The sequence below is a fragment of the Nitrosospira sp. Nsp2 genome, assembly GCF_003050965.1.
Lineage (GTDB): Bacteria > Pseudomonadota > Gammaproteobacteria > Burkholderiales > Nitrosomonadaceae > Nitrosospira.
Window position 1 is genome coordinate 353,977 of record NZ_QAOU01000002.1, and the last position, 12,801, is coordinate 366,777.

13 protein-coding genes are annotated in these 12,801 nt (G+C 56.4%); 10 read left to right on the top strand and 3 right to left on the bottom strand.

Annotated elements, in window-relative coordinates; translation table 11 throughout:
- Positions 1-136: 136 nt before the first annotated feature.
- Positions 137-544 (bottom strand): hypothetical protein, encoded by a 408-nt coding sequence (locus C8R31_RS05800; protein WP_258192573.1) that lies wholly within the window; start codon positions 542-544, stop codon positions 137-139.
- A 225-nt stretch (positions 545-769) separates the two neighbouring features.
- Here C8R31_RS05800 and C8R31_RS05805 point away from each other — a divergent pair, with 225 nt between their 5' ends.
- The 4 genes from C8R31_RS05805 to C8R31_RS05825 all read left to right on the top strand — a co-directional run bounded on the left by C8R31_RS05805 (position 770) and on the right by C8R31_RS05825 (position 4,311).
- Entirely contained in the window at positions 770-1,381 is a 612-nt protein-coding gene (locus tag C8R31_RS05805) for a TetR/AcrR family transcriptional regulator (RefSeq protein WP_258192574.1), read from the top strand.
- Between the two features lie 20 nt (positions 1,382-1,401).
- Entirely contained in the window at positions 1,402-1,620 is a 219-nt protein-coding gene (locus tag C8R31_RS05810; RefSeq protein WP_107693111.1) for a hypothetical protein, read from the top strand.
- 6 nt (positions 1,621-1,626) lie between these two features.
- Complete coding sequence (locus C8R31_RS05815; protein ID WP_107693112.1) at positions 1,627-2,424, top strand: cyclopropane-fatty-acyl-phospholipid synthase family protein; 798 nt, start codon at positions 1,627-1,629, stop codon at positions 2,422-2,424.
- Between the two features lie 816 nt (positions 2,425-3,240).
- Entirely contained in the window at positions 3,241-4,311 is a 1,071-nt protein-coding gene (locus C8R31_RS05825) for a DUF6607 family protein (RefSeq protein WP_107693114.1), read from the top strand.
- 153 nt (positions 4,312-4,464) lie between these two features.
- Here C8R31_RS05825 and ppk2 read toward each other — a convergent pair whose 3' ends face one another.
- A complete protein-coding gene (gene ppk2 / locus C8R31_RS05830; protein WP_107693115.1) occupies positions 4,465-5,313 on the bottom strand; it encodes a polyphosphate kinase 2 in 849 nt (282 codons plus the stop codon).
- A gap of 450 nt (positions 5,314-5,763) precedes the next feature.
- On the opposite strand from ppk2, the gene C8R31_RS05845 reads away from it, so the two are divergent.
- The 4 genes from C8R31_RS05845 (at position 5,764) to C8R31_RS05860 (ending at position 10,708) form a co-directional block, all read left to right on the top strand.
- A complete protein-coding gene (locus tag C8R31_RS05845) occupies positions 5,764-8,277 on the top strand; it encodes a hypothetical protein (protein ID WP_181320456.1) in 2,514 nt (837 codons plus the stop codon).
- A 137-nt stretch (positions 8,278-8,414) separates the two neighbouring features.
- Positions 8,415-9,380, top strand: coding sequence for a hypothetical protein (locus C8R31_RS05850; RefSeq protein ID WP_107693119.1), 966 nt, complete (start codon positions 8,415-8,417; stop codon positions 9,378-9,380).
- 7 nt (positions 9,381-9,387) lie between these two features.
- Complete coding sequence (locus C8R31_RS05855) at positions 9,388-9,942, top strand: hypothetical protein (RefSeq protein ID WP_107693120.1); 555 nt, start codon at positions 9,388-9,390, stop codon at positions 9,940-9,942.
- A 289-nt stretch (positions 9,943-10,231) separates the two neighbouring features.
- Positions 10,232-10,708 (top strand): hypothetical protein, encoded by a 477-nt coding sequence (locus C8R31_RS05860; RefSeq protein WP_107693121.1) that lies wholly within the window; start codon positions 10,232-10,234, stop codon positions 10,706-10,708.
- Here C8R31_RS05860 and C8R31_RS16005 read toward each other — a convergent pair.
- A complete protein-coding gene (locus C8R31_RS16005) occupies positions 10,705-10,848 on the bottom strand; it encodes a hypothetical protein (protein ID WP_181320458.1) in 144 nt (47 codons plus the stop codon). The two genes, C8R31_RS05860 and C8R31_RS16005, sit on opposite strands and share 4 nt — an antisense overlap.
- A 34-nt stretch (positions 10,849-10,882) precedes the next feature.
- Between C8R31_RS16005 and C8R31_RS05865 the strand changes: the two genes are divergently transcribed.
- Both C8R31_RS05865 and C8R31_RS05870 read left to right on the top strand, forming a co-directional pair.
- On the top strand, positions 10,883-11,362 hold the full coding sequence (locus tag C8R31_RS05865) for a copper-binding protein (protein ID WP_107693122.1): 480 nt from the start codon (positions 10,883-10,885) through the stop codon (positions 11,360-11,362).
- Positions 11,363-11,402: 40 nt separating this feature from the next.
- The gene (locus tag C8R31_RS05870) at positions 11,403-12,797 is read left to right on the top strand and encodes a TolC family protein (RefSeq protein WP_258192575.1); all 1,395 of its coding nucleotides are present in this window, start codon (positions 11,403-11,405) and stop codon (positions 12,795-12,797) included.
- Positions 12,798-12,801: the final 4 nt, after the last annotated feature.

The following is a 12,801-nucleotide window of genomic DNA, read 5'->3' on the forward strand; positions in this document are numbered from 1 at the left end:
ATAAAATAACGCGCACTCGATACTTTGGGCGTCGATCTACTGAAACGCTTAGTTACTTTTACTTGCTTTCAGAGCGCGGGGGGAGGGCTGAGGTCAGAGCTGCCGTCAGGGCGAGCGTCTACCGACCCTAAGCTCTCTACCGTCCTCGATCCGGACGAGGTGTAGCGTTCCCACTCTCCCGCGCAAGCCTGGCCGCGATCTGCCGGTGCGAAGCCGCCTTGCCAAGACTCGTCTTTGCCGCCTGCTCATACCTGTGCATCAAGGCCCACGTATGCGACTGCTGGTCCTGCGCTTGCCGTCCATAGAGATAGCTTTTCTCCTGGTAATGCTGGAGAAGTTTCCTCTGTTCCTCGGCCTTGATCCGCATCTCCGCCCCCAGATTTTCAAAATACGTGCTCAATGCAGCATGATCCCCCGTCGTGCGGGCATTCTCGACTATCTTTAGAACAGCGGGGCTGTTCACCGCTTCATAAGGGCTCATCGGTGCGCATGCACACAGTATCCCCAGGGTGGCGGCCATAACGAACACTTTTCCTGTTTTCACGCTGACTTGCCTAAATACTGCCGCGCGGACACTGATTGATGAGGCCAAACATCACGAAGTGCTTTATCTAAGGCACAAATTATCACAAATCGATGACACTTTGTCAACTTTTATATGTGTAAAGTATGGGAAATGCAGCTGCGCTAATAATATTGAAATATAAGATATACGATGTATACCTCCATACGTTGTATGCCTTTATATAAATCCTGTCTTCGGAATATCTTGAAGAATTCAAGTATGGTCGCCACCGGCCGACGAGAACGCAAGCGGCAACAGATTGCTGACCATCTGGCCGATACAGCTTGGGCCCTGTTTAAAATGCATGGGTTTGACGCAGTGACCATGGAACGCGTCGCCGACGTAGCGGACGTTGCGAAAGCGACTTTGTACAAGCACTTTCCAGTCAAGGAGGCACTGCTCAGACATCGCATCCATCGTGGATTGGCAAACGAACTCCCCACGCTGCTGGCCGACCTGGCTAAATTACCGACCGTCGTCCAACGCCTGCATGAATTCTTCCGGCACTCGGCTGAGTGGTCGGTAGCGCATCGCGACTACCTGGCTCCCTATTTACGTTTCTGCCTCGGGGAGGTAGGAATGCGAGAGACGCGGGAGCGCGAAAGCGGGCTGGATTCGGTCTTCGCTAACTTTATTTCAGCCGGCCAGCTGAGCGGTGAATTCAGCTCGGCGCAAAACGCCGCATTGCTTGCCTATTATCTGCAATACCTTCATCTCGCGGCGCTGCTGCGCTGGCTCCACACGCCGGGACTGGACCTGAACACTGAATTCGATCGCATGCTGGAACTATTCCTGCATGGGCTGGACACCAAATAGTGGCTCATCACGGAGGCCTCATGTCTATAAAGCCGTTCCTGAAATTATTCAAAAATGATCAACTTTCTACGTTGACCTGCACCAGCGCATTGTTCAAAAACTTCTACAAGCTCTCTTATCTAGCCGCGGCTAAAAATAGCGGCTTGTTCGATCTTTTGTCCCACGGGCCCGTGAGTGGGCAAGAACTGGCTGGGACGTATTGCAGGGATCCAAAGGGCCGCGAGGCGCTGGAAGCCTGATTACAATTGGGCGTTCGTCTCGGTTTCCTGGAATTGAGCCAACGAGGATACAATCTGAGGGGCCTGGCAAAGAAACTGGCGTTGCCGCAGAATGACGCGGCCTTGGCCCTGGTGCAGGAGGTGGCCGATCTTCATTACAAATTGATCTCCCGTACCCCCGAGAAACTGAGAAATGGGGAATTCTGGGGTTTGAAAGATCAGGATGGAGAAGTGATTGCGCGGTCATCACGGGTGTTGGAAGCATTCCAGACAGGTGCCATCGATCGTACCTTTCCCGTTTCCGGCCGCGTTAGCCTGCTGGAGATCGGCTGCGGCTCTGGCTTCTACATCAAGTATGCGGCATCAAGGAACCCATTACTTTCAGCATTGGGACTGGAATTACAGCCGCACGTCGCCGAAGTCGCCCGCCGGAATATTCGTGAGTGGGCCTTGCAGGACCGGGCCAGGATTGAAATCGGAGACATCAGGGGAAAGACTGCTGGCGAGCTTTTCGATATCGTAACGCTTTACAACAATATTTATTATTTTCCGGTTGAAGATAGAGTTACTCTCCTGCGGCAGGTGGGGAAATTCATCAAAACCGGAGGTTTTCTGCTAATGACGACCTGCTGCCAGGGAGGGAACCTGGGGATCGAGGTGCTAAATCTATGGGGCGCGGCAACTGCAACCCGCGGGCGATTACCCGCCGTGGACGAACTAGTCCATCAGTTGCAGGATGCGGGCTATCGGAATGTTCAGACGACGAGACTTATCCCCGGCGACACATTTTATGCTTTCAAGGCGTATTTCGCGGCCGCCACATGAAGTGCCGAAAACCTGGAGCGATCCGGAAATATGCCGCATCCGCCTATCGCATATCGCCTATATGGCTGCCTTCGCTCCTCAGCCTTAGCTCGCATATCCGCCCTGAGGCGCAAAAATAGGTATGGTTAAAGTAGTACAGAGCAAAGCGGGGCGCGTGGTTGTCTATATTTGTCGTAAAAGTGGTGCTGGTTTCGACGACCAATCCGCGCGGGTGCGACAAATTGTCGCGCGGCAATATGTCGCATTCCAAAGCTGGTCCGCCGTCTCTATACTTAAGCTGCTTGTTGTTTCTGATAAGCATGTAGTACGTGGTGTATTTTCATTCTTTTCTCCTTAGGTTCATCACCTCCTTGAGGTTCGTAATATCCGCCCGGATCTTACGAACCTCGTCTTTTCCAGTTAAACTTGCCTGCTTGTTGACTAATTACTCCGGGAATGTGGCAAATGCGCAGCTGAAAGTAATGAACCGCCGGATCAGCGATGTTTCCCGGGAATAGCAAAATGCCTTTATACGGAGAGCCCGATGCTCCAGAGTGAAGAACCTTGAACCAGCAACAACCTGTTGCATTCTCCCGAACCTGTTTACAGTGACAATGTCACACCGGTAGCAGACCGTAATACAGGTGCCCGCCCGCCAGCCAGCCAGCAACCAAGCCAGCCCGCCAGCAAGCCAGCCGCCTCACAGGCTAAAACCGCCCGAAAGGGGTAGAGCCGAAGCGACGACAAAGCCTGATCTGCGATTTTTGCGTGGCAACAACTGTGAAATTTTCAGGTCTTATCAGTCTTATCAATTTGGTTCCTGGCCAGGAGATACGAATGAAACGCGCATCAAAGGTTGCAGCCTGCTTGCTTTTATTGCCCCTGTTAAGTGCATGCGCAGGGAAATCATTTCTAGCAAAAACAGCTTCTGTCCCGGCTTCCGTAGCAGCTTCCGCCGACTACCCGACTGTCGAACGTCCCGTTGCGGGCTGTGCAGCCGGAGAGAATGCGTTCGAGTGCGATCGCCGGGCGATTCTCGCAATGCCGGGCAACTACCAGGTGAGATTCAATTTCGATGAAACCGTTGTGTTAAAGCCGGGTTACACCCGCAAGGATCCCAAACGCAGCGGCGCGTTCGAGCATGTATTGCTGGTCGAAGACACGGGTAAGCGTATCTCGCTGCAACATATCCTCGTCATGGGTGGCGGCACGATCACCAAGCATTGGCGTCAGGACTGGGTTTACGAATCACCGAAGCACTGGGTTTATGTAGGTAATCAGCGCGTCGAACCACGGCAAAGGGAAGCAGCCGCAATCCCGGGCACATGGACGCAATTGGTATACGAGGTAAATGATGCGCCGCGCTACTCCGGCAGCGGAAAATGGAACCACAGATATGGGGTTTCAACCTGGACCTCCGAACGCGGTTGGCGGCCTTTGCCACGGCGCGAATACACCAAGCGTGACGACTACCAACTGATCAATGGGGAGAACCGGCATACCATCACGCCCCAGGGTTGGACGCACGAGCAGGACAATACCAAAGTAATACGCAAAGAGGATGGTAAGGACGTGGTACTCGTGCGGGAATTCGGTTTCAATGAGTACCGTCGCATTGACGGTTACGACTTTAAACCCGCCTTGGACTATTGGAAATCGACTAGCGGCTTCTGGGCGGATATCCGTGCCCGCTGGGAAAGAGCACTCGCTAAAGACGGATCCTTGACGCTATCCTTGCGCACGGGCGATGAAGACTTCAACAAGGCAATACTTGAAACCGCAGATGCCTATGGCAAGGACCCCCGGCTGGATGAATACAAAACCAAGGTTGATGAGCTTTTCCGCAAATACGTGAACGTTGGAACTCCTGCTTCTCAAACAAAGCATTCTGATAGTTCCTCTCACTGAAATCTGATTGGGGGTGCCACGACGGAGTCCTTGGTGTCCCTGGTGTCCTTGGTGTCCTTGTGTCCTTGTCCTTGTGTCCCTGGTCCAGGCTCCGAGACCCCCCCAAAGAGACCCCCGAGGCAGGCGCGTCAAAGTGTAGGGGCGTTTTCGCGCTTATCTTGCAGGAAGGCCTTCCTCGATAAAGGAGGCGTCGAACGTTGCCACAATCTTCGGGTCCGGCAGAATCAGCCGCTCTTCCTTGCCCTCATACTCCAGTCGGCTGAGCATGTCCTTGATGACATTGATCCGGGTAGACGGTTTGTCATCGGCGTGGGCAATGATCCACGGCGTGATGAGGTTGTGGGTGTGCACCAGCATTTTGTCGCGCGCTAGCGTGTATTCATCCCATTTTTTCAATGCGTATTCATCAAGCGCACTGACTTTCCACTGTGCCAGGGGGTCCTTTTTGCGCCCTTCCAGGCGTTTTGCCTGCTCGGCCTTGCTGATGTCCAGGTAATACTTGAGGAGCTTGAGGCCCGAGCGGATCAGCATATGCTCGAATTCCAATACGGAACTCATGAATTCCTCATACTCATCGTTAGTACAGAAACCCATGACCCGTTCGACCCCGGCCCGGTTGTACCAGCTGCGATTAAACAGCACCAGTTCCTCCGCGGCGGGCAAATACTGAACATAGCGCTGGAAGTACCACGAACTGCGGTCCCGATCGGAAGGCTTGCCCAGGGCCACGACGCGTGTTTCACGCGGGCTCAGATGTTCAGTAATGCGTTTGATCGTCCCGTCCTTGCCAGCGGCATCCCGACCCTCGAAGATGACCACGATCTTTTCATTGCTTTTGATTAAATGCCGCTGCAGCTTCACGAGCTCGATCTGCAGCCGGTATAGCGTTTCTTCATAGTCTTTCTTCGACATTTCGACTGCCGGCTTGCTGGTGGCTAGTTTGCCAGCCTTGCCGTTTTCTTTCTTCGTGCCGCTTTCTTTCTTGTCGCCTTTTTTGCTCATGGCCGTGGTGTCGAGTGAGTGGTTTCAACCGTGAATTATGCATTCATTACCGGCTTTCGTAAGAGGAATGGATGACTGCAACTTCAAATCCATCGGATCACGGCAGGCTATCACATCGTAAGGCCGCTGGCTCCTATCGGACCCGTTTGGGCGCGCATCGGTCCGCGGGCAGCAGAACTCCTTCCCAGGAAGTGACACGAAGCCTCACTTCAATTGCCATCCATGGAAAGTTCATCTATACCTATATTCTACGCACTGCCGGCTCGATTGCAGCAAATCGTTTTTATCATTCAAGCGGAACAGATTGTACCAACCGGATTTGCCGGTGTTGTGTCGCGTGCCGAACAAAACACCTGAGATCGGTGAATGACCGCAGTTGTGAAATTCCTCGCCCATTACCGTTAGCGCCACGTTCCACCAAAAGACCGAGTAAAGATCAAGGAGAAGACCATGACTACAGAATTGAAGCGTTTTACCGAGGCATACGCCACCATGACCGTGGCAGCGTATGAACCGCTTATTTTGCGCTGGATTTCACTCATCGGCATCCGGTTCATCTCCAACTCGGTCGCGTACCGCCTGCCAAAAGCAGCGGCTATTAAGTTCGATGGAAAAACACCATCCGCCCTCGCGCTCAGCAAGACACTCCGCAAGCCCCTCCCGGCACAGATCGATTTCGAGTTCAGGGGTCAGGAATTGCGGGTGCCGATCGATATCCATGGCCGGGCAATTCCTCCGGAAGCGATACAGAAGGTGGAGGTGCCTAATTTTCCCAATGCGGTCGCAATCGGGAAAGATGTCTACCTGAACGGGTTTTCCCTGACTGATCCCGCCCAATTATCCCGTGAGCAGGCTGCCAACCTCGGAGCCGCTGGAGCCGCTGGAGCCGCTGGAGGCGCCGGAGCTGGCGGAGCTGGCGGTGCCGGTGGGGCGGGCGCGGCAGCTGCATCAGCCCGCTTCAATTCATTCACCCAAGGGTTAAAAACCATCCCCATGGCCGTTTCGAGCCGCCTCGGCGCGAGGTCGCCAGATTTCGATTTCATCGGCACCCGGGACGTGATCCAGGAAAATCTGTTGAAAGCCGCGCAGGAGTGGGTCGCCCAGCCCGACAAAGACCTGATGCAATTGATGCTGGCCAACACCAATTTCAGGGGAACCGTTTTGCCCCATATGTGGCCGGCAGCAATCAGCATCCACGAGGCGTTATCCCCGATCGGAATCGCGCACTATTACCGGCAGCTCTACTTCAACAAGGAGGAAGGCGTGGGGCCCATCGAGGAGGCGTTCACCGTTGCCCCCCTCGAAACGCTGGAGGTGATTTACCAGACAGTACGCAAGCAGATTCATGAGGAGATTCTCGAACAGGGGCTGGAAATCGTGAGCGAGCAGGCAGTCGAAGAAAAGAACCTGGATGAAGTATCGGACAAAGTTTCATCGATGGTGCAGCAGGATGTCTCCGCCTCGATGTCGGCGAGCGCATCCGGTGGAGTTGGGGTGTGGCAGGTGGGCGCGTCCGCATCGGCGAGCTTCGGCGTCAGCTCGCAGCGCAGCCGCGAATACTCCACTCGGCGCCTGAAAGAAGTGACCAAGCGGGCGTCGGAGCGCATCACCAAGAGCTTCAGCATCAAAACGCGGGATACAACCGAAGTCACTGAGACCACTACTACGAGGCGCGTAATCCGCAATGAAAGCCCCCAGCCGGTCAGCTATGGACTGCGGCGTGTGCTCCGGCGCGTGAGCGTAAAGGTGCAGGATCTGGGTCCGCGACTGGTGTGGCAGTTGTATCTGCGCAACCCCGGCACCGGCCTGGCGCGCAGCCGTTTCGTCCACTTCCGGGAGACAGGCCCGATCACGGTGCCGGAGATCCCGCCGGGCGTTCCGCCGCGGCCCGGGGGCGGGGTTGAGTCCGACTCGACCTCGACCAGCATTTTGTACGATTCCAGCCGAAAGATGTACTACGTCACCATCGTGGTCAAGCCGGGCGATGACCGCGACGTGACCGGCGTGCGCATCGACAACATCACCGATCTCGAAGGGGGCGGCAAGGATGATCTCTCTCCGGCGCCGCACAATGAATTCGACCTGGGATCGACATGGGACCCGGGCACCCGCACCTATACCGCCAAGCTTGGCGTCCTGCCCGGCGACAGCGCGCCGGTGCAGGTGAACTACAGCTACGTCTGGAAACCGTCCGAAAGCGTGATGGCCGCCTGGGAAGCGCAGCGTCAGGCCGCAGTCGCCAAGATCACCGAAGAGGCACTCCAGAAGCAGTTTGAGCAGAACAAGGCCCTCATCACTGAAAAAAGCAAGATCAAGAGTCGTCCCGCGAATGACCTGCGGCGCGAGGAGCGCTACGAGGTCATGAACCGCATGGTGAGCTACCTGTTCGGCCGCGGCGACGATCCGAGCGAACCCACCCCGCTGGAGATCGAGTATTTCCATCGCTACTTCGATATCGACGGCATCTTCACCTATACCCATCCGTCGTGGTGGAAACCACGATTCGCCTCCAAGACCGTGGGGCTCGAGCGTGAAGCCTATGAAATTACCGCTGAGAGCGACCCCGCGCCCCTGGGCAGCTCGCTCGGCTGGCTGATTCAACTGGATGGCGACCGGCGGCGAAACGAGTTTCTCAATAGCCCGTGGGCACGCATCTGCGTCCCGATGCGCAGGAGCCGCGAGCGCGAGGCGATCCAGTGGCTCGCCAAGCATATGGAAGGCGAAGTTGGCTACGACATCACCTCGGGCCCGCTTGCCGGACTGTTGACGGAAATCGAGCAGTACCGCGGCCGCGAGGACAAACTGGGCATGAATGGCGCGGATTACGTAACCGTGGAATCGACTCCGGGCGCCCCGGCCGATCCGGCGAAACCTGAAGGGGTATATCCGGTCGTGGATGAATTTGATGTCACCGTGCCGACCGATGGATTCGTGTATGACGAGCTGAAGGTCATCATTCCGTAGCTGATAGCTGAGCGGGCGGCGCGCAGCAGGCAGCAAAACGTCGCGCGTAGCTGAAAGCAGCTTTGAAGAGCTCTTATGGCTCATGGCAGCTCTGGCAGCTTGGATCAGCCTTGTTTGGAAAGGGATGAGGTAGGGCCATGGCACAAAAGATCGTCATCGCGGAGGGCGTCGAAATCCGAGACGTGGGTCAGGGGATAGCGCTGCTTAAGTTTCTGAAAGACAAATGCGACCCGAAGAAAGGCGCGGTTTCGGCATGGACGTATCCGAAAGGCGCAAGCGCGAAAGGCGTTACACACGAAGTGGAGGTGGTGTATACCAAGGCGGAATTCGCCAAGGCGCTGGACACCGCCGATATTTTTGTGGTGTACGAGGGCCACTCACGTTACGGTCAGGGCCCGGCTTTCGCGCCGGCGGGCACGCCAAAGGTGCCGGACACGAAGACATTTCCGGTCAACCCTTGGGGAGTCCATTTTCGCATGGGCTACGACGCGACCGATACGGAATGCATAGGCGACCTCGTCCACCATTCGGTCACGCCGGCGGAATACGACCTTACCACCTCCGGTCCCAAGGCTTTCCTGCCGGCAGCCCTGGCCACCGCTGCCGCGAACGCGAAAGCGCAGCAGAAAGCGATCAAGGCGAAGAAAATCGCAGCCGCAGCGGCGTGCTCCACGGCTGGCGCCTGGCGCTTGTTCGATACCTGTTACGCCAAGCTCTCAACCACCACGACAGCGCGCGGCGACAAGCCTCTCAAGGGCCGGCATTTCTACAACATCCTGGCACGCAAGCCCCCCGAGTTCGAAACCTCCGTACAGGTCGGCTCAGCCCATCTCGACAAGTCATCGCTGGCGTGCAAGCTATTGTTCATGGCTTCCTGCTCCAGCCATGTACATTTCTTCAAGCCGCTGGACAACCGGCGCAAAGCCGCCAAATCAGCGTGCAAATTTTTGATGACGGGGTTCGTCTGCGCTACGACGCATGCGACCATGTTTCTGGAACAGGTGTTGATCAAGGGGCACGACCCCGTCTCCAAAAAAGGCTCAAAAGCGGTGGTTAAAGCGTTGAATGGCGTCAGTGACTCAGGCATCGTGAACATTTATTGAGGTAGAAATGGCCATCCCCCCGCAAATGCTCGCGCAAGTCCTGCGCACGCCGAAAACACAGGATGTGACAGAATCCCCGATTGTTAGGGCGATTATCCTCAGCGATGCGTCAAACGCGGCAGAACTGGTCGATCCGCTGGAACAGAGCCAGACGCTGGAGGCGTACAATGCACGGCGAATTCTATGTCTGTTCGAAGCGGATGCCGTTTCGCATCTGCTCGCCAAATTGGGCACGGCAGGACTCAACGCCCGCAAGGAGGGCCTCGAAATCCTGTGGGCATTGCTTGCCGCCGAAGAGGCGTGGACGGTGCGCGAAACCCTTTCCGCGGTTAAATCCGATCTTGACAAGCTGCTGGACGATACCCGGCCACTGCCGGACAATATGCCGGAATACATCGAACGCGACGTTCGCGGCCGCATATGCGATCTGGCTTTTATTGTCATTTCACAATTGGTCAACCGGGAATACGATCAGTCGCTGTTCCGCTCGCTGGACGATCGCGGCCGCAACGAAGAGATCAGGCGCTTTAAGGCGCGCGGTATCCCCCTCAACATCGCGTGAGAACATCGCCGAGCGCCCCCACCTCGTAAGTCCCGTTGGGCGAATCGCCTAGCAGTCGAAATCCCAAAGGGCAATCCCCAGGTCTCAATATTCTCGCGTAAGCAGACGGACACTGGCGCTTGAGGCCGGCATATTGGATACGCTTGGGCACGCATTATCGTGACGGTTGTACCCATCGCAAATATTCTTGTGATCCCATGCTCAGCTCTTCGTCACACTGATTGCGTCTGGTATGATTTCGCAGGCTACCATGCTTGACTAACCGGGAAGGTCATCTATACTGGAAAGCATGATTGCCCCCTGGCGAAAACTCGTACTGGTTTTAATCATGTTATGGCTCCCCCTGCAAGGGGCCATGGCTGCGACCATGTCTCTTTGCCTGAAAGACAAGGAGATGAGCATCGGCCGCCTTGATACGCCCACTACCACTAATACCCCCGAAGCTCCAGGGGCTAGCGTACCCGCCATTCCCGGCATGTTGCCATGCGCGGGAGCCATGAATGCCGCACCTGATACCCAGGAGATTCCCGACCCCGAGCAGACTGCCAGTACCAACGACGACGCCCACGAATCGGCACAGGGTATTGGCGAGAGCACGCCCATACCAAAATGCGATGGTACGCCCTGCCAGGCAAGTTGCACCGCCCCGATTCCCTCTGCTGCTTCTACCACGCTGCCCGGCGACGGCGCCTCCTACGCCGTATTATTCAATTCCCGCTTCACCTTGCTCGTTCTTGAGCAGTTGCAACGTCCCCCTCTAGCTTAATCACTCGACGCCACAAATCCGTCCGTAACAACGGCAAAACCGCCGTCGTTACGTGGCATTAGCCGCGCGTCCCACCGTCTTGCCTTGTTCCCGGTAAGCACATCGGGTCGCAAAAGCGCATCGGGCTGGCTATCGCTCATCCGTTTTCGCGTGGTTCCCATTCAGGAGGCTGGAATGACAATTCAATTTTCTGTTGCACGGCAACTGGCGCTGGCGCTCGCATGGGTGCCCGCCTTGGCATTTGGCGGACAAATCACCTATCCGGCTCCAGTTGATCCCACGCCTGTCAATATTTCGCCACAGTACCAAACCGAATTATCCGGAGATCGGTTTTTACAGAAGCAGAAGCTCACATCAGGATCCGGGAAAGATGCCCTCACCCTGGCTGCTGGTTCTGCCGCGGCCGCAAGCACGGCCGCCACTGCCGCTACAGGTCTCATTCCTGGCAGAGGAGTAGTGCTGACCATCGACCGGGCTAATGCCACGGTAAAAATGAACCACGATCCCATCCCCGCTTTAAATTGGCCGAGAATGACAATGTCATTTCGCTTGAAGGAAAGCGCGTTGGCAGACCAGGTGAAGAAAGGCGACGCAGTGGAATTCTTCCTGGAAAAATCCGGTTCGGACTACGTCATCGTGAAATGGCGGAAGTAAACGCCAACCGGCAGGACACCCATGGACAGGAGGATTCGCAGTGATCCACAAGCAAATCATCGCGGCAGCACTAACCCTTGCCTTGCTTCAGTCGCAAGCCCACGGCGAAATTTCCAGTTGGACTGGCACGGCAGCGCCCACGCGCGCCGTGCCACAAATACCCTCGGGCGCTTCTGCAACAGCAAATAGTAATGACTTTCCTGGCCTGCGTGCCCTGATCGCCGAGGCCCTGGAGAACAGTCCGGAGGTTCAGGCTGCACTGCGGGAGCGCGAAGCGGCGCGGCAGAGGATATCGCCGGCTGAAGCGCTCGATGACCCGGTGCTCGAAGCGGGGGTGATCAATGCGCCGCTGGCCTCGTCGACCTTCAACCGAGAGGACATGACCATGAAAATGATCGGTCTGTCGCAGCGCCTGCCCTTTCCCGGAAAACGCGGTTTGCGCAAGGATGTCGCGGCCAAGGATGCGGAAGCCGTCGAACACGGCTATGCGGAGACGGTAAACCGCGTCACGCGTGAAATCAAAATAGCCTATTTCGATCTGGGCTTGACGCTTGAGCTCACCCGGTTGGTCGAGAAAAATAAATCGATCCTGGATGAGTTTCTCCATATTGCGGAAGATCATTATTCGGTCGGCCGCGGAAACCAGACGGACGTGCTGAAAGCGCAGACCCAGGTATCCCGGATGACGGATGAGCTGCTCAGGCTCGCACGCGAACGGACGACGATCGAGGCAGAGCTTATCCGGGCGCTGGGTCGCAGCGCCAACATGGCTGCGCCTGTACCCGAGCCCCCGTTGCTGAATGACTTCAACGACCAGTCCTTGCATGTTGAGTCCTTGCGAGCGGCGGCCCTTGCACAGCGCCCACGGCTGCTGGCGCTGCAAAGCCTGGTGGCGCGCAATGACAAGGCACTGGAATTGGCACGCAAGAACTATTACCCCGACCTGGACGTGCGCATGTCCTACGGCCAGCGCGACAACATGCTCGACGGCAGCCGGCGACCGGACATGGTGAGCCTTACCGTGGCGATTAATCTGCCCGTCTGGCGCGGCAATAAGCTCGAGCCTCGCGAACTGGAGTCGCTTGCCACGCGCGATCAGGCCCTGAGCATTTACCAGGCGCAACGCAACGAGGTGGGTGCCCAATTACGGCAGCAGGTGGCGGCTGCGGAGCAGACCATGAAATCGGCCCGGCTGTACCAGGATGCGATCCTGCCGCAAGCCCGGTTGACGGTTGAATCAGCGCTCGCAGCCTACCGCGTCAATCGGGTCGATTTCCTCACTTTGCTTGATAGCCAGATGACGGTATTCAACTACGAGATCAGCCTGGTGCAGGCCATGGCCAGCTACAACAAGACGCTGGCGGAAATTGACCTGCTCACCGGCAAGGCGCCGAATAACCATACGAACAACCAGACCGGTAACCACAGCGAATAACCAG

What these genes read in the sequence shown, in the direction of transcription:
- C8R31_RS05810 (WP_107693111.1), top strand. Translation starts at nt 1,402, where the DNA reads ATGTCTATAAAGCCGTTCCTGAAATTATTCAAAAATGATCAACTTTCT.
- C8R31_RS05825 (WP_107693114.1), top strand. Translation starts at nt 3,241, where the DNA reads ATGAAACGCGCATCAAAGGTTGCAGCCTGCTTGCTTTTATTGCCCCTG.
- ppk2 (WP_107693115.1), bottom strand. Translation starts at nt 5,313, where the DNA reads ATGAGCAAAAAAGGCGACAAGAAAGAAAGCGGCACGAAGAAAGAAAAC.
- C8R31_RS05845 (WP_181320456.1), top strand. Translation starts at nt 5,764, where the DNA reads ATGACTACAGAATTGAAGCGTTTTACCGAGGCATACGCCACCATGACC.
- C8R31_RS05850 (WP_107693119.1), top strand. Translation starts at nt 8,415, where the DNA reads ATGGCACAAAAGATCGTCATCGCGGAGGGCGTCGAAATCCGAGACGTG.
- C8R31_RS05855 (WP_107693120.1), top strand. Translation starts at nt 9,388, where the DNA reads ATGGCCATCCCCCCGCAAATGCTCGCGCAAGTCCTGCGCACGCCGAAA.
- C8R31_RS05860 (WP_107693121.1), top strand. Translation starts at nt 10,232, where the DNA reads ATGATTGCCCCCTGGCGAAAACTCGTACTGGTTTTAATCATGTTATGG.
- C8R31_RS16005 (WP_181320458.1), bottom strand. Translation starts at nt 10,848, where the DNA reads ATGAGCGATAGCCAGCCCGATGCGCTTTTGCGACCCGATGTGCTTACC.
- C8R31_RS05865 (WP_107693122.1), top strand. Translation starts at nt 10,883, where the DNA reads ATGACAATTCAATTTTCTGTTGCACGGCAACTGGCGCTGGCGCTCGCA.